This is a genomic window from Hymenobacter telluris (assembly GCF_017313265.1).
GTDB classification, from domain to species: domain Bacteria; phylum Bacteroidota; class Bacteroidia; order Cytophagales; family Hymenobacteraceae; genus Hymenobacter; species Hymenobacter telluris.
In genome coordinates this window covers 23,101-46,102 of sequence record NZ_JAFLQZ010000004.1, presented here as the reverse complement: position 1 = coordinate 46,102, position 23,002 = coordinate 23,101, and the positions used below count along the sequence as shown (strand labels likewise).

The 23,002-nt window shown below is 58.8% G+C and carries 17 protein-coding genes; 6 read left to right on the top strand and 11 right to left on the bottom strand.

Annotated features, from left to right (window positions below; translation table 11 throughout):
* The first annotated feature begins 12 nt into the window (after positions 1-12).
* From J0X19_RS07570 to J0X19_RS07560, 3 genes are all read left to right on the top strand, one after another.
* On the top strand, positions 13-390 hold the full coding sequence (locus J0X19_RS07570; RefSeq protein ID WP_206983523.1) for a hypothetical protein: 378 nt from the start codon (positions 13-15) through the stop codon (positions 388-390).
* Positions 387-2,012 (top strand): FAD-binding protein, encoded by a 1,626-nt coding sequence (locus J0X19_RS07565; RefSeq protein WP_206983521.1) that lies wholly within the window; start codon positions 387-389, stop codon positions 2,010-2,012. The genes J0X19_RS07570 and J0X19_RS07565 overlap by 4 nt, the downstream gene beginning before the upstream one ends.
* Before the next feature lie 104 nt (positions 2,013-2,116).
* Positions 2,117-2,353: a hypothetical protein gene (locus J0X19_RS07560; protein WP_206983518.1), complete on the top strand. Its 237-nt coding sequence runs from the start codon at positions 2,117-2,119 to the stop codon at positions 2,351-2,353.
* Between the two features lie 340 nt (positions 2,354-2,693).
* Here the strand turns inward: J0X19_RS07560 and leuS are convergent, their stop codons facing one another.
* Positions 2,694-5,540, bottom strand: coding sequence for a leucine--tRNA ligase (gene leuS / locus J0X19_RS07555; RefSeq protein WP_206983515.1), 2,847 nt, complete (start codon positions 5,538-5,540; stop codon positions 2,694-2,696).
* 183 nt (positions 5,541-5,723) lie between these two features.
* On the opposite strand from leuS, the gene J0X19_RS07550 reads away from it, so the two are divergent.
* A complete protein-coding gene (locus J0X19_RS07550; RefSeq protein ID WP_206983509.1) occupies positions 5,724-9,272 on the top strand; it encodes a PAS domain-containing protein in 3,549 nt (1,182 codons plus the stop codon).
* A 78-nt stretch (positions 9,273-9,350) separates the two neighbouring features.
* A complete protein-coding gene (locus tag J0X19_RS07545) occupies positions 9,351-9,767 on the top strand; it encodes a response regulator (RefSeq protein WP_206983505.1) in 417 nt (138 codons plus the stop codon).
* Between the two features lie 165 nt (positions 9,768-9,932).
* Here the strand turns inward: J0X19_RS07545 and J0X19_RS07540 are convergent, their stop codons facing one another.
* The 9 genes from J0X19_RS07540 to J0X19_RS07500 all read right to left on the bottom strand — a co-directional run bounded on the left by J0X19_RS07540 (position 9,933) and on the right by J0X19_RS07500 (position 21,037).
* The gene (locus tag J0X19_RS07540) at positions 9,933-11,705 is read right to left on the bottom strand and encodes a sensor histidine kinase (protein WP_206983503.1); all 1,773 of its coding nucleotides are present in this window, start codon (positions 11,703-11,705) and stop codon (positions 9,933-9,935) included.
* Positions 11,706-11,926: 221 nt separating this feature from the next.
* Positions 11,927-13,288 (bottom strand): sigma-54-dependent transcriptional regulator, encoded by a 1,362-nt coding sequence (locus J0X19_RS07535; protein ID WP_206983495.1) that lies wholly within the window; start codon positions 13,286-13,288, stop codon positions 11,927-11,929.
* Positions 13,289-13,457: 169 nt separating this feature from the next.
* Entirely contained in the window at positions 13,458-14,018 is a 561-nt protein-coding gene (locus J0X19_RS07530; protein ID WP_206983493.1) for a transposase, read from the bottom strand.
* Between the two features lie 153 nt (positions 14,019-14,171).
* Positions 14,172-15,002: an ATP-binding cassette domain-containing protein gene (locus tag J0X19_RS07525; RefSeq protein WP_206983491.1), complete on the bottom strand. Its 831-nt coding sequence runs from the start codon at positions 15,000-15,002 to the stop codon at positions 14,172-14,174.
* Positions 15,003-15,163: 161 nt separating this feature from the next.
* Positions 15,164-15,940, bottom strand: coding sequence for an ABC transporter permease (locus J0X19_RS07520; RefSeq protein WP_206983489.1), 777 nt, complete (start codon positions 15,938-15,940; stop codon positions 15,164-15,166).
* 200 nt (positions 15,941-16,140) lie between these two features.
* Positions 16,141-17,922, bottom strand: a complete 1,782-nt coding sequence (locus J0X19_RS07515; RefSeq protein ID WP_206983487.1) for an OmpA family protein — start codon at positions 17,920-17,922, stop codon at positions 16,141-16,143.
* A 246-nt stretch (positions 17,923-18,168) separates the two neighbouring features.
* Entirely contained in the window at positions 18,169-19,158 is a 990-nt protein-coding gene (locus J0X19_RS07510) for a PspA/IM30 family protein (protein ID WP_206983486.1), read from the bottom strand.
* Positions 19,159-19,601: 443 nt separating this feature from the next.
* Entirely contained in the window at positions 19,602-20,315 is a 714-nt protein-coding gene (locus J0X19_RS07505) for a spheroidene monooxygenase (RefSeq protein ID WP_242582251.1), read from the bottom strand.
* 215 nt (positions 20,316-20,530) lie between these two features.
* Entirely contained in the window at positions 20,531-21,037 is a 507-nt protein-coding gene (locus J0X19_RS07500; protein WP_206983477.1) for a pyridoxamine 5'-phosphate oxidase family protein, read from the bottom strand.
* A gap of 120 nt (positions 21,038-21,157) precedes the next feature.
* Between J0X19_RS07500 and J0X19_RS07495 the strand changes: the two genes are divergently transcribed.
* Entirely contained in the window at positions 21,158-21,832 is a 675-nt protein-coding gene (locus tag J0X19_RS07495; protein WP_206983475.1) for an acyl carrier protein phosphodiesterase, read from the top strand.
* Between the two features lie 564 nt (positions 21,833-22,396).
* Here J0X19_RS07495 and J0X19_RS07490 read toward each other — a convergent pair.
* Positions 22,397-22,912 (bottom strand): FKBP-type peptidyl-prolyl cis-trans isomerase, encoded by a 516-nt coding sequence (locus J0X19_RS07490; RefSeq protein WP_206983473.1) that lies wholly within the window; start codon positions 22,910-22,912, stop codon positions 22,397-22,399.
* Positions 22,913-23,002: the final 90 nt, after the last annotated feature.

The following is a 23,002-nucleotide window of genomic DNA, read 5'->3' as shown; positions in this document are numbered from 1 at the left end:
TATTACACAGCTATGGCTTACTCTCGAACAATTACAGGCCTGGTGCTGGTTGGAGCCTTGTCGGGCTGCATGACTACCCGCGTTGCCACAAGCCACGACTGCGACTCCGTGGTGAATGACCCCAACAATACCCAGCTGGTCACGGCTTATTTCTGGGGCCTCAAGCAGCCCACCGACGTACGGCCCGCCTGCGACCCGCGCTTCAGCCACCTCAACGGCGTCACAGTCAAAACCAGTTTCGGCAACTACCTGCTGGCCCTGGCCACAGTGGGCATCGTAACCAGGCAGCGCGTGAGCTGGTGCTGCGCGCCCTACACGCCCCCGATTGACACGTTGGGGCTGGCGCCCGGCGCCCCCGGTTTTCCACTTAGCTTATCTGTACGGCCATGAGTTTGCCCAACGGACTGGAGGCGCACCCGATGACGGAGTGGACCAACCGCCACGAGAATTTCACCCAGAAGTTGACCGCCAGCGCCTGTTTCAAGCTGCGCATTCCTGCGCTGCCTACCAGCCAGGAGCAGTACCGCCAAACCACGGCTAACTTCCAGTGGCTGATTCGCTACGGCATCGAGCACAATATGCGGCTGCGGGCGTTGGGCAAGGGCTGGTCGTTTTCGGAAGTGGCCGTGACGAATGGTGGGTTGGTGGACACGATGGCGCTACGGCAGTCATTTGCGTTGAAGCCCGCTATGGTGGCCCCGGCCTATCAAACCGCCGGCCGCACCGCCGACAACTTGTTTTTCACGGAATGCGGCACAAGCATTGTGGGGCTGGAACAGCTGCTGGAACCGCGCGGCAAATCCATCCGGGCCTCCGGGGCCAGCAACGGCCAGAGCATTGCCGGTGCTTTATCAACGGGCACGCACGGCGGGGCGTTCCGCTTCGGGGCCGTGGCCGAAACCGTGGTGGGCCTGCACCTCGTCACGGGTCCCGACCGGCACGTGTGGCTGGAACGCGCCTCGTACCCGGTGGCCTCGGCAAAATTCACCGACTGGCTGGGCGTGGCGCCCGAAAACGTGCACCGCGACGACGCGTTATTCAATGCCGCGCTGGTGAGTTTCGGGAGCTTCGGCTTTATTCATGGCGTGTTGCTGGAAACGGAGCCGCTGTTTCTGCTGGAAGATTTCAGTGCCTACCGCGTGCCGTATCGGGAAGGGGTGAAGCAACTCATGACCAACCTCAACTTGAGTGGCCTGCATCCGTGGCTGACCCTGCCGCTCACTGACCCCAGCCGGCAGCCTTACCACCTCACCGTCATCATCAACCCCCACCAGTTCGACCTGACGGGCGCCAATGCCGACCACGGCGTATTCGTGCAGCTGCTGTTCAAGGCGCCATACAAGCTCCCGTACAAGCGGCGGCCCGCTCCCGCGCCGGGCTTCACCTACGGCGACAGTACGCTGGGCCTCATCGAAACCGTGCTCGACCACCTCGGCAATTTGGGCGCGGCCGTGGTACCCACGCTGGTCAACAAGCTTTACCCGCTGGCCTTCGAAAATACCAACGGCACGGCCGGCACCATGTCCGAAACCTTCGACAACACCAATATTCGGGGCAAGGCCGCCAGCGCCGCCATCGGTATCGATAACCACGACGTGCCCCGCGTGCTTGTTGAAATCCAAGCGCTTAATAAGCAGACGCCGTTTCCGGGGGTGCTGGGGTTGCGGTTTGTGCAGCGCACCAAGGCCACGCTCGGCTTCACGCGCTTCCCGGTTACGGCGGTGCTGGAGTTTGACGGGGTAGAGGGCAAGGTGACTCGTAAGTTTCTGGAACAGATTTGGGCCCGCCTCGAAGCTCTGAATATCAACTACACGCTGCACTGGGGCAAAATCAACTTCAACCTGACCCCGGCCCGCCTGCGCAAGATGTACGGCGACACGGCCGTAAACCAGTGGCTAAGCAGCCGCCAGCGCCTGCTCGATGCGCCCACGCGCCGCGTGTTCACCAACGCCTTCATGGAGCGCTGCGGCCTCGATAAAGACCCCGTGCCCAGCACCAGCCCGGTGGCGTGAGGCTAGGTTCCGGGCTTCGCAGGAAACTATGAAGCGCCTGCTGGCATATGACTCCGGCGGCCGTGTAGAATGTTTGGTCTGCCGGAAATCTGCTATTTTGCATCATGCGCCAGATACTATTGACCGTTCCCGATGAGCAATACGCCTTCCTGATGAAGGTGCTCAAAAGCTTTGCTTTCGAAGTGGAAGCCAAGCCCGTTCGCGCCCCGAAAGAGAAAAAGCTCACGCCTGCTCAGCAGGAGTGGGTCGACGAAATGAAGGAAGCCTTAGAGCAAGTGGAACTGCACCAGCAGGGAAAAATCAAGCTTCGGTCTTTAGATGAGCTGATTGATGAGCTATAAGGCAAGTCACCTAAAATTGCGGAGTAGCCGCGTAGCGGCGAAAGGTTTGTAGCCCCACGAGCCAACGACATCCTGCGCCGCGTAGCGGTGCAAGAGACGTTCCATCGGCTTCTGGCACCACTACGCGGCGCGTCGTTCCAGGAAAATCATCCATCTACTACAAACCTTCCGCCGCTACGCGGCTATTTTGTAACGTAGGTTAATTGTGTACGATAAATCCAAGCAGGATTCCATTTCCGATAAAGAGCGGGACGACCTGCTGCGTGAAAACGACCTGATATAAAAAAGCCCCGCTGGAACGACTCCAACGGGGCTTTTCACTTTATCAACGTGGCACCAGCTACACCACCACGTTCACCATGCGGCCGGGCACAACGATGACCTTCTTGGCGGTTTTACCGTCGCCGAACTTGGCCAGGAAATCGGAGCCGAGCACGGCAGCTTCAATGTCAGCGGCAGTGGCAGTGGCGGCAAAGGACATCTGCTCGCGCACCTTGCCGTTGATAGCTACCGGGTAGTTCACGGTATCTTCCACCAGGAATTCTTCCCGGAACTCCGGATACGTGGCCGAGCTGATACTGCCGGCCTCGTGGCCCAGCAGCTGCCACAGCTCCTCGGCCAAGTGCGGTGCGTACGGCGACAGAATAACTACCAGCGGCTCCAGAATGGCGCGTTTGTGGCAGTCGAGGGCGGTTAGCTCGTTCACCGTAATCATCAGGGCACTGACGGTGGTGTTGAAGCTGAACCGCTCGATGTCTTCTTCTACCTTCCGGATGGCCTTGTGCAGCGCCTTCAGCTCCGCGGGTTTCGGGGCTTCGTCGGTTACGGCAAAGGCGCCATCGGCGGGGTGGTAGAGGCGCCAGAACTTCTTGAGGAAGCCGCCCACACCGCTCATGCCGTTGGTGTTCCACGGCTTGAACTGCTCCAGCGGCCCCAGGAACATTTCGTACACACGTAGCGCATCGGCACCGTATTGGCCTACCAGCACGTCGGGGTTGACCACGTTGAACTTGGCCTTCGACATCTTCTCGACTTCCCAACCGCTCACATAACGTCCATCATCTTCAAGGATGAATTCAGCACTATTGTAGTCAGGCCGCGACTTTTTGAAGGCCTCAGTGTCCAAGACATCGTTGTGTACGATGTTAACATCGACGTGCAGGGCAGTGGTTTGGTGCTGATCTTTCTTGCCGAGCGTTACAAACGTGTTGGTGCCGTTGATGCGATACACGAAGTTCGAGCGGCCCAGGATCATGCCCTGATTAATCAGCTTTTGGAATGGCTCATTCGCAGTTACCAGGCCCAAATCCTTGAGGAAGAGGTGCCAGAAGCGGGAGTAGAGCAGGTGGCCGGTGGCGTGCTCGGCGCCGCCGAGGTAGAGGTCCACGTTCTGCCAGTACTGCTCGGCCGCTTCGCCCACGAACCGCTCGGCGTTGTGCGGGTCCATGTAGCGGAGGTAGTACCAGCTGGAGCCGGCCCAGCCGGGCATGGTGCTCAGCTCGTAGTCGTACTGGCCTTTGTACTTCCAGTCTTTGGCGCGGCCGAGGGGCGGCTCGCCGGTTTCGGTGGGCTTGTACTCGTCGATTTCGGGCAGCACCAGCGGCAAATCCGCTTCGGCCACGCCATAGGCTACACCGTCTTTGTAGTAAATCGGAATCGGCTCGCCCCAGTAGCGCTGGCGGCCGAAAATGGCGTCGCGGATGCGGAAGTTGGTTTTGCCTTTGCCGAGGCCTTTCTCCTCCAGAAACTCGATGAGTTTGGTGGTGGCTTCCTTGTAGCCGAGGCCGTTGATGATGCCGGAATTGATGTAGCGGCCTTCCTTGGTGGGGTCGGCTTGCTCGTCAAGGGCTTGCTGCGCGTCCGTTACCTGCACGATGGGCAGGTGGAAGTGCTTGGCAAACAGGTAGTCGCGCTGGTCGCCGGACGGTACGGCCATCACTGCGCCGGTGCCGTAGCCGGCCAGCACGTAGTCGGCAATCCAAATCGGCACGGGCTCACCCGACACCGGATTAACGGCGTAGGACCCCGTAAAAGCCCCCGAAACCGCCTTCACATCGGCCATCCGGTCGCGCTCCGAGCGGCGCTTGGTGGCGTCGATGTAGTCGGTAATGGTCTGCTGCTGCTCCGGCGTGGTCAACTGCTGCACCAGCTCGTGCTCCGGCGCCAGCACCAGGAACGTAGCGCCATAGATGGTGTCCACGCGGGTGGTGTACACCTTGATGGCTGGTTGTTGGTTGTTGGTTGTTGGTTGTTGGCCGTCAGTGGATTCCCCAACCGAATTTTTAATTTTTAATTCTTCATTTTTAATTGGAAACGTCACTTCGGCCCCGATGCTGCGGCCAATCCAGTTGCGCTGCATTTCCTTTACGGCATCGGGCCAGTCGAGCGTGTCGAGGCCTTGCAGGAGCCGGTCGGCGTAGGCAGTGATGCGCAGGTTCCACTGCGGCATCAGGCGGCGCTCCACGGGGAAGCCGCCGCGCTCCGAAAGGCCGTCCTTCACCTCATCATTGCTGAGTACCGTACCCAGGCCGGCGCACCAGTTTACGTAAGTATCCTGCTGATAAGCAAGGCGATAGGGGTGCACGGCTTGCAGGCGCTGCTTCTCCGTAAAGCTCTGCCACTGGCCGGCCGTGAAGCTGTGCCGCTCCTCGTCGCCGCCGGCCGCCCGGATGCCTTCGCTGCCGTTCTGCTCGAACTTCGCCAGCAGGGTTTTCAGCGGCTCGGCGCGGTTGGTGTCCAGGTTGTACCAGCTGTTGAACAGCTTCAGGAAAATCCACTGCGTCCACTTGTAATAAGCCGGGTCGGAGGTGCGGATTTCGCGGCTCCAGTCGTAGCTGAACCCCAGGGAGCTAAGCTGCCGGATATAGGTATCAATGTTTTTCTCGGTGGTGACGGCCGGGTGCTGGCCGGTTTGGATGGCGTACTGCTCGGCGGGCAGCCCAAACGAGTCGAAACCCATGGGGTGCAGCACATTATAGCCGCGCAGGCGCTTGTAGCGCGCCACAATATCGGAGGCAATGTAGCCGAGCGGGTGCCCTACGTGCAGGCCTGCGCCGCTGGGGTACGGGAACATATCCAGCGCATAAAACTTCGGCTTTGCCGAACTGTTGTCGGCTTTGAACGTTTGCTGGGCTTGCCAGTGGGCCTGCCATTTCTTCTCTATTTCCTGGGGACTGTAACCGGGCATGAGGTTGGGTTAATCCGTTTGTTAGGGAAAGCGAAATTACGGCGAATTGCCGGGAAGGGCTAATTTCAACGGCCTCGCCTAATGGCACCGCTGCGTTTTGCTTGGATTATCTGAACTTGCACCTGTTTCCCTTGGCTGCTGTAGGAAGCGGAAACGGTTGTTAGAATTGCGCTTTTTATTCGTATGTCTGATTCTTCAGTGCCGCTACTTCCCGAGTCGTCCGCTGCTGCCAACCTGCTGGAAACGCTTCTGCGCGTGTCATTGAACGGGATTATCCTTTTCCGGCCGGTGTACGCGCCCGATGATGAAACTGACATCATCGACCTGGCGTATGTGCGCCTCAACGCGGCTGCGCAGCAGATGCTTCAGCTGCCTGAGCACCCAACCGACACGTTTCTTACGCTCTACCCCAACGCCAAAGCCGAGGGCATTTTCGATTTCTACCGCACCGCTTTTCTGCTCGGGCAGCTTAACCGGTTCGACGTCAACTATCAGCACGACGGGCTTGATAACTACTTTCAGCTAAGCGCCGACCGTAGCGGCGACCTGCTGGTGGTGAGCTTCTCCGACACTGCCGACCACCAGCGGACGGCAGTAGAGCAGGCCTTGCGCGAAAGCCAAGCCCGTGAGCAGCAAGCCCGGGCCGATGCCGAGCTTCAGCGCCAGCAGCTGCACAATATCTTTATGCAGGCTCCGGCCATGATCTGCATTTTCGAGGGGCCGGAGCACATTTTTCGGTTGGTGAATCCGCCGTATCAGCAGCTAGTGGGGGAGCGGCCGTTGGTGGGCATGCCTATTGCCGAGGCCATGCCGGAACTGGTAGGGCAACCCATTTTTGGACTGCTGGATGAGGTGTACCGGACCGGCGAAACGTTTCGGGCCCAAGAAATGCTGGTGCAACTCGACCACAGCAACTCCGGCAGCCTGGGCGAAAACTATTACAACTTCATTTACCAGGCCACCCGTAATCTGGAAGGCGAAATAGACGGGATTCTGGTATTTGCCTACGAAGTAACGGCGCAGGTGAAGGCCCGCCGCAATGTGGAGCACAACGAGGCCCAACTCCAGCGCCTCAACCAGCAGCTTGAAGCGGCCAACGAGGCCCTGATGGCGGCCGCTCAGGTGGCCGAAGCTGCGCAGGTGGAAGCCGAAACCCAACGCCAGCGGCTCTATACGGTGCTGGAACAGCTCCCGGCCAGCGTATCCACGTACCACGGCCCCAACCATATTTATCAGCTTGTAAACCCGTATTACCAGCAGTTATTTCCGGGGCGTAGCTTTCAAGGACGCCCTATCCGTGAGGTGCTACCCGAGCTGGAAGGGCAGAACTACTTCGAGGTGTTCGATGAAGTGTACCGCACGGGGGAGCCGTACTACAGCTATGAGTCAGAGGCTTGGGTGGACAGGTTGAATACCGGCAAGCTGGAGCAACGCTACTACAACATATTTCTGCAAGGCTTGCGCGACTCGCAGAACAACGTAGATGGCATCCTCAATTTCGCCTACGACGTGACCGAGCAGGTACGCGCCCGCCGGCAGGTGCAGGTGCTCAACGAGGAGCTAGCCGCGGCCAACGAGGAACTGCAAGCCGCTAACGAGGAAATCAGGGCCAGTATCACTGAATTGCAAATCAGTGAGCAGGCCCTGATGGAGTTGAATAATACGCTGGAAAACCGGGTGCTTGTCCGCACCCGGCAGGTGCAAGCTGCGCAGCAGGAAACCGAGCGGCAACGGGCCCGCTTGGAGCTGTTTTTCAGGCAAGCCCCGGCCGCTATCTGCATTCTGGACGGGCCCGAGCTGGTGTACGAACTAGTGAATCCGCGTTACCAGCAGCTGTTTCCGGGCCGCGAGCTGCTAGGCAAGCCCATTTTGGAAGCGTTGCCGGAGCTAACGGGCCTGCCGGTGTGGCAAACCCTACGCCAGGTGTACGAAACGGGCGTTACGCACGAGGAAAAGGATATGCTGGTGCCTGTGGCGCGCTACGCCGGCGACGAGTTGGAACCCTTCTATTTCAACTACATCCAGCAGGCCCGCTACAACGAGCACGGGCATATTGATGGCGTGCTGGTATTTGCTTTTGAAACCACGGCGCAGGTCCATATCCGGAAGCGGGCCGAAGCCTTGCAGGCCGAAGTGCTGGCGGCCGCCCAGCATCAGGCGCAGCAGCGCGAATCGTTCTATCAGGTGTTCGAGCAGACGCCCGCGTGCATCGTGTTGCTGCGGGGCCCTCAGCACCGGGTCGAGTATTACAACAAGGCGTACCAACAGCTGTTTCCGGGGCGTGAAATGCTGGGCCGTACCATTGCCGAAATCCAGCCTGACGCTGCCGCACAGGGTTTTGTAGCGCTGCTCAACAAGGTATACGACACCGGCGAAACTTTCTTCGGAGATGAGATGCCGCTCGCAATTGAGCAGCCTAACGGTCGGCCACCTAAAAAAACTTACTTCAACTTCACCTACCAACCGTACCGCGAAAACAGCCAGATTGTAGGCATCTCCGTTTTCGCTTATGATGTAACCGGGCAGGTGCTGGCCCGGCGGCAGCGCGAGGCCATGCAGCAACAGCTACAGGCGGTATTTGAGCAGGCCCCGGCCGCTATTTTCGTGCTGCGCGGCCCTGCCTACATCCTCGAGGTTGTCAACCCGTCCATGAGTGCCATGCTGGGGCGCCCGATTTCGGATTTGCTGGGCAAACCCTTTTTTGAAGCGGTACCGGAACTGAAAGACCAGGGCTACGAGGAATTGCTTGACGAGGTGTGGCACACGGGGATGCCGCAGGTAATGCGAGAGCGGGCAGGTCAGCTGGAACACCATGCTCCCAATGAAATGGGGTACTACAACTTTGTGTACCAGCCGCTGCGCGATGAGCAGGAAACAATTACGGGGATTATCTGCGTGGCCATTGATGTAACCGAGCAGGTGCGCGCCCGCCAGCAGGTAGAGCAAAGCAGCTGGGAAGTGCAGGAGCTGAACGAGGAGCTGGCGGCCATCAACGAAGAGATGCAAGCCACCAACGAAGAACTGTCGGATACCAACCAGCAGCTGAGCCGCACCAACGTCGACCTCGACAACTTCATTTACACGGCGTCGCACGATTTGCGCGCGCCCATTGCCAATATTGAGGGCTTGCTTCAGGCCCTGACCCATCAGCTGCCGCCCAGCGTTGCCAACGAGGACCAGGTGCAGCCCATCCTGGATATGATGCAGGGCGCGGTGGAGCGTTTCCAGAAAACCATCAACCACCTAACCGACGTCACCAAGCTTCAGAAAGAGCAAATCCAGCCCACGCAAACGGTGGATCTGGCCGCCATCCTGGAGGAAGTCCGCCTGGATTTAACTCCTTTGCTGGCCGCCACCCAGGCCACGCTGCGGGTGGATGTGGGAACCTGCCCCACTATTTCCTTTTCCCAGAAGAACTTACGGAGCGTGGTGTACAACCTGCTCAGCAACGCCCTCAAATACAGCCACCCCAACCGGCCGCCGCAGGTGGTTGTGCGCTGCCACCAAGCCAAGGGCTACGCCGTGCTGGAAGTGGAAGACAATGGCCTGGGGCTCGACGAAGGGCAGCAGGCACGCCTGTTTGGTATGTTTCAGCGGTTTCACGACCATGTGGAAGGCACCGGAATAGGACTATACATGGTGAAACGGATGATTGAAAATGTTGGCGGGCGTATTCAGGTGCAAAGTCAATTGGGAGAAGGCACCACGTTTATCGTCTTTTTCCCGCGCTAACTCGTATAGCTCCACACTAGGCTCTTTGATTCGGCCTGTTGTTAGTAAGGCCAACCATTTTGAGTGGAGTTTATACGTATGCAGAAACTTTCCAGTATCCTGCTAGTAGATGATGATTCAACTACTAATTTTCTTAACGAGCTGCTATTAAAAAGGCTGGGAATAGCCGATAAGCTCCTGACGGCCCAGAACGGACGGGAAGCCCTTGCTACTCTGAACGCAGTGTGCCCAGACGCTAATGCTGACTGTCCTTCGCTGATCCTGCTCGATGTGAACATGCCCGTTATGAATGGCATCGAGTTCTTGGAAGTGTATGCGCAGCTACCAATAACGCAGCGGGAATCGGCCGTGGTAATTATGCTGACTACCTCGTTGCACTCCCGCGACTTAGAACGGGTGCAGGAGCTTCCCGTTGCCGGGCTGGTCAACAAGCCGCTCACCAAAGAGAAGGTGGAATCCATCCTGCAAGTGTATTTCCAGCGCCATCTGGAATAGGGAGCAGCGGAGTAACTAAGTAATCAGAACGTTTTTTTTGGTTGTGCTGGGCTCTTGCCGTTGCTTGCTGGGTATCAGTGTTGCCAAACGAACCTTCAGGCTGCGTTGCCCTGCGCCCAGCCCCCCCGGCCTGTTGTTCCATTACTCAGTTACTCCGCTGCTCAGTTACTCGCTGGGCAGCGTGAACAGGAACCGGCTGCCAGCGCCGGGCGAGCTTTCCACCCACAGGCGGCCGCCCTGGGCGTTGATGAACTCGCGGGAGATGCTCAACCCCAGGCCGGAGCCGCCTTTGTGGCCGGCGGGGTTAGGAACTTCGGCAAAGCGCTGAAAAATTCGTTCGTGGTACTCTGCCGGGATGCCGGGGCCGTAATCCTGTACGCTTACTTGCAACTCGTGGGTGGGCAGCTGGGTGGCTTGCACCAGCAGGCGGGCACCCCGGGGCGAGTACCGGATGGCGTTGGCTAGTAGGTTGATAAGTACCCACGTAGTTTTTTCGAGGTCGGCGCGGGCGGCGGGTAGCGTGGGCGGCAGGTTGGTTTCCAGGATCAGCTCTTTGTCTTGGAACTGCGGCTGCACGGTATCTACGGCGTATTCCACCACGTCGGCCAGGGCCACCGGGCACACATCGAGCTTGATACCGGCCCCGGCGTCAAGGCGCGAAACGTCGATGAGCTGGCCCACCATGCCCAGCAGGCGGGTAGTTTCCTCCCGGATGCCGTCGGCGATGCGCAGGCGCTCCTCGGGGTCGGTGCGCTCGTCCTGCAGCAGCATCAAACTCAGGTTGATGCTAGCCAGCGGCGTTTTCAGCTCGTGCGATACGGTGGCCAGGAAGTTGGACTTCACTTCATCGAGCTTCTTGAACTCCGACACGTTGCGCAACGACAGAATATGGCCCGCAAACTCGGTCTGCCGCAACTCCTTGTTGTACGACACGATGTGGCTGGCCGTGAGCCGGTAGTACACTTCCTCGCCTTGGTGCCGGAACGTAAACAGCTGCGGCGAACTGCCAGTAGTAGGCGAAGCAGCCGGGGCCAGCATCGGTTGGAAAAGTTGCGCCAACAGCTCCGATTCGCGGCTCAGGTCCTCGGCTTTGTGCCCCACCAGGTCGGCGGCGGCACGGTCGAGCAGGCGCCGGGCGGTGGGGTTGGCGAGTAGTACGCAGCCGCTTTCATCCAGCAGCAGCAGGCCTTCGTCGAGGTGCTCGACCAGGCTTTCCAGGCGGTTGCGCTCAGTGGCCAGGGCTACGCGGGTGGCGCTGCGCTGGTCTTGCATGTAGCCGAATGCGCGGTTCAGAGCGAGGGCTACGGCGCCTACTTCGTCGTTTTTGGCAATGGGCACGAGGTGGGTAGGGCCGGGGCTGGCTACGTCCTCTACATCGGCGGTGAGGCGGCGCAGGGGGCGCAGCACTTCCCGCGGCAGCCGCACGATCAGCACCAAGCCAATAGCGGCACTCAAACTAATGAAAATCAAGACCATCTGCCGGGCGCGGGCGGCGTTGGTGGTAGCAGCTTGCGTTTTGGCGTTAAAGGAAACGGTATTGAGGTCCACAGCGCGGTGAATTTCGGCTTGCAGCTGGCGCAGCTTGCGTTGCTGGTCTGCCCGCGGGGCCTGCTCATCCACCAGGGTTTGGTAGTCGGCCAGGTGTTGGGTGAGCGTGTCAACCAGCTCCAATTCGCCCCGTTCGGTGATGTTAGCGGCTTCGCGGGTGAGGGCCCACCGAAACTGCTCTAGCGGGGCGGTGGCCGTTGGTTGCTGCTCTAATTGCTCCACGGCCCGCAGCATCTGGAGGCCATATTCCACGGAGTTGAAGTTGGCTACCTGAATGCCCCGCGCGCCGCCTTCCAGCCGCTGGATGGTTTGAAACGCATACCCGCCCAACGCCAGCAGCAACACCAGCATAGTGAGAATGCTCAGGCGGATTTTGGTTTTTAAGGTCATGGGAATGAAGGTGATACCAACTTTCAGTCGGTGAGCCGTTGAGCGGTGTTCGTAGGCGGTAGCGCGAAGCCTTTGCTTCGCGTAGGGTTGTGGTACGCAGGCTGTAGAGTAGAGACGCAATATCTTGCGTCTCGTCGTTGCTGACGTTGTTTCAGATGGCCTGCTTCCGGTCCGTTCAACGACAAGACGCAAGATATTGCGTCTCTACAGCCAAAACCGGGTTACAAACCATACTCCTGCACTTTGCGGTAGAGCGTGGTCAGGCCGATGCCGAGCTGGCGGGCGGCTTCGGTTTTGTTGCCCTGGGTGCGGTGGAGTAGCAGCTGAATATGGCGGGCTTCTACGGTGCGCAGGCTGTTGTCGTCGGGGTTGGCGTCGGTAAGGCTGAGCGGGGCGGGCGGGGCATGGAACTCGTCGGGGAGGTAGGCGGCGGCCAGGGGCTGGTCGGCGGGGGCGAGGATGGCGGCGCGTTCCAGCACGTTTTTCAACTCGCGCACATTACCGGGCCAGGGGTATTGCTGGAGCAGACGCAGGCATTCCGCATCGAGGCCGGGCAGGCGCTTGCAGAGCTTGGCGGCGAAGTATTGCAGGAAGTAGTCGGCCAGCGCGGGCACGTCGGTGGGCCGGTCTTTGAGCGGCGGCACGTTGATGGTGAACACCGACAGCCGGTAGTACAAATCGGGGCGAAAACGGCCTTCGGCGGCTTCCTGCTTGAGGTTGCGGTTGGTGGCCGCCACCAGGCGCACGTTCACGTTGGTGGGTTTGGTGTCGCCGAGCTTGGTGAACTGCTGCAACTCCAGCACCCGCAGGAACTTGGCCTGCACGTTCAGCTCCAACTCCCCGATTTCATCGAGGAACAAGGTGCCGCCGTTGGCTTCTTCCAGCAAGCCTTTCTTGTCGGCCAGCGCCCCCGTAAACGCACCCTTCTTGTACCCAAACAGCTCGGATTCCAGCAGCTCCCTGGGGAAAGCGCTGCAATTTACCGCCACAAAGGCCTTCGACTTGCGCGGACTCGCCTCGTGAATGGCTTGCGCAAACAGCTCCTTGCCCGAACCCGTGGGTCCTTCCAGCAACACGGTGCTATCCGTCACTGCTACTTGCTCGCCCATGGTCTGGGCCCGCCGCAGCGCCCCCGACGAGCCAATCATGGAACCGAAGCTGTGCCGCTGGCCCATTTTGCGCTCCAACTCGGCCACCCGGCGGCGCAAGCGCGCTTTTTCGGCGGCGCGGTCCACTACCACCACCAGCTGCTGCTCGAAGTCGCCTTTGGTGAGGTAGTCGAAGGCGCCTTGCTTCATGGCCTTCACGCCGTCGGGAATGGTGCCGAAGGCGGTGAGCAGGATGACTTCCATATCGGGCGCTTTCACCTTGAGGCGTGGCAGCAGTTCCACGCCGTTGGCATCGGGCAGCTTCACATCGGACACCACCACCAGCACGTCGGCAGCGTGTTGTTCCAGCAGCTCCAGCCCGCGCCGCGCATCGGGCGCTTGCAGAATCGTGTAGCCTTCCAGCTCCAGTACCCGCGCCAAGAGCTGGCGCAAGCGCGGTTCGTCGTCAATGAGGAGTAGGGTTCCGGAGGGCATAAGTGGGTGGAGAAAGAATAATACCGCAGTAAAAGTAGGCACGATGTAGAGACGCGACACTTCGCGTCTCGGCGTTGAACGACTAGAACCCCACCTTTGTAAACAACAGCAGCATGCGGGAGACGCGAAGTGTCGCGTCTCTACATCGTTCGTTGAAACAGCATAATGCTCAGCGGTAGAGGCCTTCGCCGTTTTCGTACTCTTTTTCCCACCGGCTGGGGTTTGTGACGATGTAGTTGCGAATCTTTTCTAGCTCGAATGCACTGCGTACAACCCGGTCGTGAAACCGAGCTTGCCACTGAAATTCTAGCTGCTGATGTCGGGCGAAAGTTGTTACTGCTGATTTAAACCCGCGTAACACGGAGGCTAAGTTGCTGGACTGTGGGCCAAAGCGATTCTCGTAGGCTGGAGCAGATATTTTGTCGACAGGTTCTGCTTTGTCAACTAGTAATACACCGTGCAAATGGTCCGGCATAAGTATAAAGGCATCAAGTTCGATGAATGGCGCAAATTGAGGAATAGCACCCCAATACTCCGTGGCTTTTTCTCCTAGAAGTGTGGGCCGTAAAAAAGCAGCGTCCCAATTACTGGCCGGTGCTTCTATCGAACCGAAATAGGGCTGGCGGTTCTTGGTGCAAATGGTCACGAAATAGGCGCCATTCTGGCCATAGTCGTAGCCTGCTAGCCGAGAGGAAGTTATGCGGTATTGATTTCGATAAAGATCGTCCATAGAGGATGTAACGGTTGTAGAGACGCGACACTTCGCGTCTCGGCGTTGAACGATAATAAGGTTTGCTATTGGCAATGAAGGTACTCGTTCAGTGCTAATCGTTCAGTGCCGAGACGCGAAGTGTCGCGTCTCTACATCGTTCTGTTTAAGTGGTTAGCTTCCCCGAATCTCGCTCTTAATTTCCTCCACAAACTGTGCGAATTCCGGTTCGGCTTCCACGTTGGGGTGCCAGGCCAGGCCCATTTCGGCGAGGTTGTATTGGTGCTGTTGGGTGATGGTGGCGCCGGGGATGAGCTGGCCGGTGGCGTCACGCTCGTAGCCGAGCAGCCACAGCCGGTCGGCGAGGGCGGTGGTGGTGGCAATGTCGTGGGAGACGATGACGACGGTGTTGAGCTCGTCCATGGTCGTGACTTCGAGGATGATCTTCTTGACCTCGTCGATCATGGCCACGTCGAGGCCGGAAAAGGGCTCGTCGAGCAGGATGAGGTGTTCGGAGCAGAGCAGTTGTTGGGCAATGGCGGCGCGCTGGCGTTGGCCGCCCGAGAGGTGCGCCGGGTATTTCTTGCGGTGCGGCGTGAGGCAAAACCGGTCGAGGTAGGAGGTAACTTGGCGCTGCGCTTCGTCGGGGGCGTGTTTGCGGAGGGCGGCCACCAGTAGGTTGTCGTGGAGGGTACGGTGGTCGAAGAGGGGGTAGCGCTGCTGCACGAGGCCCACCATGCCCGGCCGTACCGGCAACTGGTTGACGCCCACGTGCACCGTGCCGCTGCTCGGGGCCAGCAGCCCGGCCATGATGCGGCACAGCACCGATTTGCCGATGCCGGAGCGGCCGTAGAACCCTACCACTTGCCCTTGGTTCATGCCTGGCCGGGTCACGTCGAGGACCTGCGCATTGATGTCGCGCAGAACAACTTCCCCGTTGAACGTCATTGATACGCCTTGCAGCGTGAGGACCGGTTCTTTGTAGTTGTGGGGTAGCGGTGTCACGGGCGGTGAGGTGGTGAAATGGTGAGATGGTGAGTTTTTGTTCTGCTAGCGCTTGGGTGAGGTGAAAAAAGGTGCGGTCAGTGATTGAGATTATCATGGTAGCGCAGACTGCGCGGCAAGAGCGTCAAACTCACCATCTCACAACTTCACCACCTCACTCCTTACCGCGCCGTACTAAGGCTGGAATAGGGAAAAAACACGCGGCGCAGGAGCACGAACAGGTAGTCTTGCAACGCGCCCACGGCCAGAATAACCAATTGGATGGACACGACGCCAGCCAGGTGCAGGTAGCGGTTTTGCTTGTAGAGCAGGAGCCCAATGCCGCCTTCTGACTGGTAGAGCGTCTCGACCAGCGTAATCATGGTCCAGATGATGGCGAAGTTCTGGCGGACCACTTCCAGCATGTCGTCGAGCTTGCCGAGTACAATTACCTCGAAAAAACTGCGCCACTCGCTCATGCCGAGGGTGCGGGCGTGGTCCATTTCCTCCTGCGTGGTGGTCAGAATCACGCTGGTCATACCGGTCACGAAGTACACCGTGGCCCCGAATACCAGCACCGACAGCTTCACCTGGTGGCCCGAGCTAAGCATGAGGGCCATGAAGAACGTGAGGCCCGTGAGGGTGAGGTAGCGCAGCTTGGTGGCGGCGTAGGCCAGGGGCCGGAAGAACGGCAGCGCCGTGAGGTAGGAGATAAACAGGGCCAGCACCGTGGCCACGGCCACCGCCTGAATGGCCGTTGTCAAGCTGGCCCACAGCTCCTGAATCAAGCCCTGCGTGCTTACCAGGTCCTGAAAGGCGGTTAGTACTTCGCCGAGCGTCGGGAACAGCTTGAGCGGATACAGCAGCCACAGCACCAACAGCACCAGCACCTGGCAGGCCACCATGGTCAGGAAAACCGGCTGGCGCGGCTGGGCATTGGGGATGAACAGGTTTTTCATGGTTGTTAGTGGTGAGAGCAAAAGAACGTCATGCTGAGCGCAGTCGAAGCATCTCGCTAGTGTGGTAAAATCAACGAAGTGAGAGAAAGGCTTCGATTCCTCAGCATGACAATACTTTGGCAACGTCAGCACGCGAGATGCTTCGACTGCGGCTGCGCCTCCGCTCAGCATGACCGTTCTTTTTCCTCACCACTTCACCTCTAGTTGCCCAATACCACTTCCACGCGGCGGTTTTTGGCTTTGCCGGTGGGGGTGGCGTTGCTTACCACGGGTTCGGTGGCGCCGTGGGCGTATACTTGCACGCGGCCTTCGGGGAAGGCGCTGGTACTTTTTTGTTGCAGCCACTCGCGCACGGCCATGGCGCGGTCTTCGGAGAGCTGCTGGTTGCGTTGCGGGTCGCCGACGTTGTCGGTGTGGCCGTGCACGGCTACTTTCAGGTTGCCGGCTACTACCAGGTCGTCGAAGAGCTGGTTGAGTTGCTGCTCGGCGGCGGGGGTGAAGGAGCTTTGGCCGGTGTTGAACTCGATGTTCCAGGCCCGTTTGCTCACGTTGCGGCGGATTTCATCGTCGGCGGCAAACTTTTGTTGGTCGGCGGGGGCTACGGCTTTGCCTTTATATTGGGCTTGCATGTTCTTGAGCAAGCTCAGGTCCAGCATCTGGTCGAGGGGTACGTAGTTGGGTAATTCCTTGGGGTAGAGCTTGCTTTGCACGTCGCCGAAGGTTTTGTAGACGGACGCGTAGATGTTGGTGCCGCCTTCTTCGAGGCCGAACAAGGCCAGGTTGTCGGCGAAGTTGAAGGCCTTGCTGCCCCCGAGTTCCACCACTTCGCCGGTACGGTCGGCTTCGCTCACGCCCTTGTAGTACTTTAGCCAGTAAGCGCCGTTTTTGTCTTTGTCGGCGTACACATCGGCCGAAATATCAGCGGCCCGTTTCAGCGCCTCGGGGTGCGACTTCACTTGGTCGCCAGCCACGGCAAAGGCAGTCATCAGGCCAGCCACTTCTTTCTGGTGGGCGTCGTACCAGCGCTTGGTGGTCACCATGATGTTGGGCATCTGGTTGGAGTAGTCTTTGGTGGACACAATGCTCACCAGGCCGCCTTTCTGCTTGGCGATGTTCACGTCGCCGGGCGTCCAGGTGGCTACGGCGTCGGCTACCACATCTATTTTCACGCCGGTGTTTTTGCCGTTTACCACTTTGGTGCGCTGCTCAGGCTTGCCAACGATGTACTTTTCGGCGGCCACCAAAAAGTCAGAAGCCGACATGAAGTTCACGGCTTCGGGGTCGTAGGTGGTTTCGTCGGGGTTGACTTTGAGGCCGTTGTCGGCGCACCACTTCAGGGCAATGTTCTGGTCACCGTCGCGCAGGTAGCAGGCAATGGTTTTGCCCACGGCCAGCTTGGGGTTGTCGAGCCACTCTTTCGGACCCATCAGCTTGTCTTCGCCAAAGGATTTACCAACCGAGTAAGGAATGATTTGGAGCTGGGTGCCCACTTTTTTGAGCTGCTCCTGCACCGCCGAGAAGCCGGGTAATCCGTCGCCCATTATGCTCACTAGCAGGCCGGGCGTGCTGGGGTTGGCGTCGAGGTCGGCGGCGTTTTTCACCAGGTCGGCCTGCATTTTGGCTACGTCGTCCTGGCGCACAATCTGGAGGTCGAGGCCGTTGGCGGCCATGGCCGAGCCCTGGGTGGTGCGGGGGCCGCCGTTGGCCAGCATACCGGCCATTTGGGAGTTCCAGGCCATTACTTCCCACGTAATGGGCGTGCCTTTTTCGGCGGGCGTGGTGCCGGGCAGGTCAGCCAGCGGCACTACCGTAGTGGCCCGGTTGCCGCTGCCGGCGGTGGTGGGCAGCTCAATGGAGTTGAGCAGCACCGACTGCGTTTCCGCTTTCTTGAACACGGCACCACTGGAAACCACCTTGTTGATGCCGAAATAGAGGGCCACTACGATGAGCAGGCCAATTACAATTTTACCGCGAGTAGTCATGGTTTTTGAAGGAGCTAGAAGCTAGGAGTCAGGAGTTAGAAGGAAGAAAAAGGAAGCGTAGCGCGGAAATCCGTTCCGCGACCAGTAGAGCGGGTAGTTGGGGCCGCGCCGTGTGATCCTGCCGCGCAGGAACTCGCGTTGCTCGTTGCGGAACAGATTTCCGCATTACTGCGGGCCGAGGGCTGACTGGCGGCGCTGGGCAGGGCTGATTCCAGGCCAAGGAGCACCAGCCGCACCAGCAAAAAGCTAATCAAGCAGGCTAGAGTAGGCATCGTTGGTGGCTTGGCGGGTTTGCGTGGCGGTAAGCGGTGGCTGCGGCTTCTCGTTGATCAGGGCGTTGAAGTCGCCTTTCTGGTACATGCCCAGCAGGCGCTGGCCTTTCTCGCTCATCACGCCGTTCTGGATGTCCATTTCCTTCACGAACTCCTGCGAGTAGCGCATGGCCTGCTTGATCTGGCCGAGCTGGGCGGCCATGTCCTGGGCCACCCGGTCGGTGGCGAGGTCGAAGAAGTACTTCTTGTCGGGGTCGCCGCGCAGGATGTTCATGGCGGCCCGCATGCCCGAGCTGGTGCGCTTCACCAGGGCGTATTCGTCTTTCAGCAAACCCACTTTGAACTTGCTGTTGTCGATTTGGCGCAGGGCCGCTTTCAGGATCTGGCGCATCACCAAACTCACGTTGGCCGTGGTGGTGAGCATGGGCGTGAGGCGCTGGTTGTAGTCCTGGAGCTGGGCGGCGCGGGAGGCGTAGCTGTCGGCGGCGTCTTTTTCGCCCTGGCGGGTAGCCGAGGCCGCCAGGTTCAGGTAGTCCTGCATCTGGTTTTGGTTGTCGGTCAGCTTGCGTTTGAGCAGCTCGTGCGCGCCTTCAATGTGGCCCACTTCGGCGGCCATATTCTTGGCTTCCTTTTCGGTGTTGCGGATGTAGTCTTCCATGATACCGATGGGGTCGGTATTGACGAAGATGCCCGCCGCCGTACGGAAAATGCGCTGCCCGGCGTACCATAGCCCCGCCTTCACGCGCTGGTTGGTGACCAGCAGAAACAAGGCGAACAGCACCCCCAGCCCAATACCGAGCTTCACGGTATCGAACACAATGTCGACGAGGTAGGGCACGATGACGCCCCAGCTGTACACGCCGGCCCCCACAAGGCCAGCCAGAAATACCCACCCCGCCACTTTCTCGGGCTGCTGCCACTTCGGCAAATCGGTGGGTTGATCGGTAGGAAGTAGCGTGTTCATAGGAGTGTTGGTGAATTGGTGATGGATACCAGAATCCAAGACCAGTGCCGCGTCCTACTTTTCTTTCTGCAATTGATTTATCTAGTTGGTAATTAAGGATATAAAATAAAAACACCTCCTGATGCTACATCAGGAGGTGTTTGAAACCCTACCAAAACGGAAGGGTGTTTTCCAGAACGGATGGGTGAAAGAGAGGTAGGAGCTATGCCTTCAGTTCATCACAAACCGCTTTTCTAGAGCTATAGTCTAGTTCCCCTCCTCAGATGAGGAGGGGCTAGGGGTGGTTGAAACACTAGAGCTAAAAATTACAACTAGTAAGTCGTTCAACAATTGTCAACCACCCCTAACCCCTCCTTATCTAAGGAGGGGAACTAGACTTTAGCTCTAGTCTAGTTAGCTCTAAAGTGCTTCACAGAATGGCAACTGGCCGCACCGTAATGAGCTTAAATCGTTGATTGCAACTTCTCCAGCGGGTTCTTGCCGTCCAGAGTACCTTCGCTGCGCAGCACCTGGAAGCGGGCGAATAGCTCTTCGCCGTACCACTTTTCCTGGCGGGTCAGCTTGATAACTTCGCGGTGGGTGGCGTCGCGGTAGGCGTATTGCTGCATCTTCTGGGCGGATTCCCACACGCTGAACGTGGCTTGGCGAATGATAGGTAACTCGCCCAGGCCAATGGCGGCCCGCACGCCGTCGGCGTGGGCTACGGCGGCGCTGGTGGGGGCCACGTATTGCCAGAAGCGCCAGGTTTTCTGCCACCGGATGGAGGCGCGGGTTAGTACGGCCACGGGAGCATTGTCGGTGGGAGTTAAGTCCGGCGTTTCGTAGTCGAATGGGTTCGTACCATCCCAAAGGCCGTGCGACTTCAGCGGGGCCAAATCCAGCGTCCAGGTTTCAACGCTGCGCTGGCGGTATTCCTGCCATAAGGCATGCTCCTGGAAAAAGGCTGCTGCCGCTGCTGCCGAGTCCCAAACGGCCAAGAAGCCATAGCGGTGCAGATTGGGCCACAGCCCAAAACCGTTGGCATTGCCGCTACCCGCCAGTTTGAAAAAGCGCAGGCCTGATACCTTTTGCAACTGTGGTGGCGAGGTGCCCATCTGAGCCAAACCCCAGCGTTTCTGGTTGGGGCGGAGCGTGAATAAGGTGACAGTAGTATGCAAGCCGCAAACGAAAAGAATGAGTAAGGCAAGGGGGCCTCAGGCCCGCCACGAAGCAACAAAAAAGAGCCGGAATTGCTTCCGACTCTTCGTTCATAGCTCAGAAAGACACGTACGGACAGCACAAAGCCCTGCTTCGCAGTCCGTCGGAAGGCTTCTTGGTCAGAGCCATTCGCTGGCGGGCCGCGAAGCAGGGCTTCGCGTTGGGAAAAAATAAACTAGGGTTTCACCTGGGCGTGCTCGTCGCCGGTAGGCTGGTACCGCTCGCCGGTGGCTACGGCTTTTACGTACCCGAAGGCGCGCACCAAGACGTTGCTGGGCTGGTCCCAATACTCGCCGCGCACAATATCAATGCGGAGCAGCGCAATATTCGGATCATCGGAGCCTTTGGGGAACCACGCTTTCAATCCTTCCGACCAATACTTCTTAATCAGGGCCGGGTCGGTGGAAACGGTGGCCGTGCCGGAAATGGACACGTACAGGTTATCGTCGGGCTTGGAGTAGCCCAGGTTTACGTGCTGGTCTTTCTTGACCTCGTACACCTTGGCAGAGTCCTTTTCAGTGAAAAACCACAGGGTACCGTCTTCTTCCGGCTCCTGGGTGTACATGGGGCGGCTATGAAGGATGCCACTTTCTTCGGCGGTGGTTAGCATGGCAATCTTGATGTCTTTGATGCGCTTTACTAGCTCGGTGACATCGTGGCTAACGGCAACTTGCTCGGCCATAAGTTCAGGGTTTTGATAGGGTAGATTGGAGGTAGAGAATACGGCGCTGCTGTGCGAAGGTTCCCTTTTCGTGCGTAGTGCCTCGTGCAGAGTGCGTAGGTTGTTCTATCATTGTTTGAAATGAACAGCCTACGCACTCTGCACGAGGCACTACGCACCAATGAAATGAACTTCCTGGCTCATCTGCTGCTTTCCGGCCCACCCAATAGTCCTGACTACGCCGATATTGTGGTGGGCAACTTCGCGGCCGAAGCCGTACGGGGGCGGGCGGGCCTGGAGGCGTACCCGGCCGCCGTGCAGCGCGGCATCCGCCTGCACCGCTTCATCGACTCGTTTACGGACGCCCACCCGCTGGTGCGCCGCACCACCGCCCGTTTGCGCGAATCAGGCCTCGGCAAGTGGGCCGGCGTCGTTTCCGATGTGGGCTTCGACCACCTGCTGGCCCGCGACTTTGCCTATTACCACCAAGAAGACCCTGCCGAGCCGCTGGTGGCCTTCGCCCAACGCCACTACGCTCTGCTGCAGGCCCGCCGCCACGAGCTGCCGGAGCGCCTGCAACACACGCTTCACTACATGCACCAGGGCGATTGGCTGACCGGCTACGCGCAGCCGCAAGGCCTGAAACAGGCTCTGTTAGGGTTGAGCCGCCGCGTACCCGCCGCCGTCGTGCTGGCTACCGGTGCGGCGGCGTTTCTGGCGGAACTGCCCGCCTATGAGGCTGATTTTCGGGAGTTTTGGCCGGAGCTGCGGACTGCGGCCGCCGGAGAGTTGGCGGGCACCAGTACGCTACTTTGAGTAAAAAGCCTCCGTGTATATAAACGAGCCTCCCAGGGCGCCAGGTCTCACAAATTCAAGCTGCAAGCGGTTGTAAGTCAGGTTTTTGACAACGCCTGTGTACTGTATGGATACTGTTGGGTGAGAGATGGTAATGGAGGTGCCGTTGTGGGTATAGTTGTACGTGACAGGGGTTGTGGAACTGCCACCTAAACCGAGGCTGCCCATATCCGTGAGCGTGGTAGCCCCGAACGTGAGCGTGGTATGGGGAGCCGCTAGCAGGGTGCTGATGGGCCCGAGTACGCTGGCCGAGCTGTAGGATGCCGTATGCAAACTGTCAGCTTTCCATTGGCCTTCCAATACTGGTTTAGGAGCTGCCGGCTGCTTCTTGCAGCTGCCCAGTAACAAGACGGCGAAGCAGCTTAAAAAGCGGATAATATGATACATGTACTTGATTAAGCTACTGCTTGTTAATTTGAATTTTCAGCGCAAGCAAAGTTACTCACGAACTATTTTCTGGAAATCCAGCCAAAAAAAAGCGGAACCCTTGGGCCCCGCTTTTTCAAGTTCAAGTACTAAACGACTCTAATGGTCGTGGCCGCCTTCGCCGTGGACGTGGCCGTGGTCCATTTCTTCCTGGGTGGCGTCGCGCACTTCGGCTACTTTGCCGTCAAAGTGCATCACCATGCCCGCCAGCGGGTGGTTGAAGTCCATTTTCACGCTGTCGGGGCCGATTTCCACCACTTTGCCTTGCATGTGGTGGCCTTGGTTGTCGGCCATCGGCAGGAAGTTGCCCACTTGCAGCATTTCCGAGTCGATTTGGCCGTCTACTTCAAATACGTTTTTCGGGATGTCCACTACGGCCTGGTCGTCGTACTCGCCGTAGGCCTGCTCGGGCGTGAGCGAGAAAGTGAACGAGTCGCCGGGCTGCTTGCCGTCGAGCTGGCGCTCAAACTCCTCGGGCAACCCGCTCTGCCCAAACAGAAACACCATCGGGGCATCCGCTTCGGCCGATTCTACGAGTACTTTTTCCTGGTTTTCGTCGGTCACGCTCAGGTCGTAGGTGATGGTGACGACTTTGTTTTCGCTGATTTGAGCCATACTGCGGGGAGGACGGGGGAGTCCCGGTCTGGGTTGGAAAATAGGGTTAGGGCGGCTAGTTACGGAATTGACTTGTAATTACAGCCCTTT

Coding starts and splice junctions, on each gene's coding strand:
- J0X19_RS07570 (WP_206983523.1), top strand. CDS start 13: ATGGCTTACTCTCGAACAATTACAGGCCTGGTGCTGGTTGGAGCCTTG.
- J0X19_RS07565 (WP_206983521.1), top strand. CDS start 387: ATGAGTTTGCCCAACGGACTGGAGGCGCACCCGATGACGGAGTGGACC.
- J0X19_RS07560 (WP_206983518.1), top strand. CDS start 2,117: ATGCGCCAGATACTATTGACCGTTCCCGATGAGCAATACGCCTTCCTG.
- leuS (WP_206983515.1), bottom strand. CDS start 5,540: ATGCCCGGTTACAGTCCCCAGGAAATAGAGAAGAAATGGCAGGCCCAC.
- J0X19_RS07550 (WP_206983509.1), top strand. CDS start 5,724: ATGTCTGATTCTTCAGTGCCGCTACTTCCCGAGTCGTCCGCTGCTGCC.
- J0X19_RS07545 (WP_206983505.1), top strand. CDS start 9,351: ATGCAGAAACTTTCCAGTATCCTGCTAGTAGATGATGATTCAACTACT.
- J0X19_RS07540 (WP_206983503.1), bottom strand. CDS start 11,705: ATGACCTTAAAAACCAAAATCCGCCTGAGCATTCTCACTATGCTGGTG.
- J0X19_RS07535 (WP_206983495.1), bottom strand. CDS start 13,288: ATGCCCTCCGGAACCCTACTCCTCATTGACGACGAACCGCGCTTGCGC.
- J0X19_RS07530 (WP_206983493.1), bottom strand. CDS start 14,018: ATGGACGATCTTTATCGAAATCAATACCGCATAACTTCCTCTCGGCTA.
- J0X19_RS07520 (WP_206983489.1), bottom strand. CDS start 15,940: ATGAAAAACCTGTTCATCCCCAATGCCCAGCCGCGCCAGCCGGTTTTC.
- J0X19_RS07515 (WP_206983487.1), bottom strand. CDS start 17,922: ATGACTACTCGCGGTAAAATTGTAATTGGCCTGCTCATCGTAGTGGCC.
- J0X19_RS07510 (WP_206983486.1), bottom strand. CDS start 19,158: ATGAACACGCTACTTCCTACCGATCAACCCACCGATTTGCCGAAGTGG.
- J0X19_RS07500 (WP_206983477.1), bottom strand. CDS start 21,037: ATGGCCGAGCAAGTTGCCGTTAGCCACGATGTCACCGAGCTAGTAAAG.
- J0X19_RS07495 (WP_206983475.1), top strand. CDS start 21,158: ATGAACAGCCTACGCACTCTGCACGAGGCACTACGCACCAATGAAATG.
- J0X19_RS07490 (WP_206983473.1), bottom strand. CDS start 22,912: ATGGCTCAAATCAGCGAAAACAAAGTCGTCACCATCACCTACGACCTG.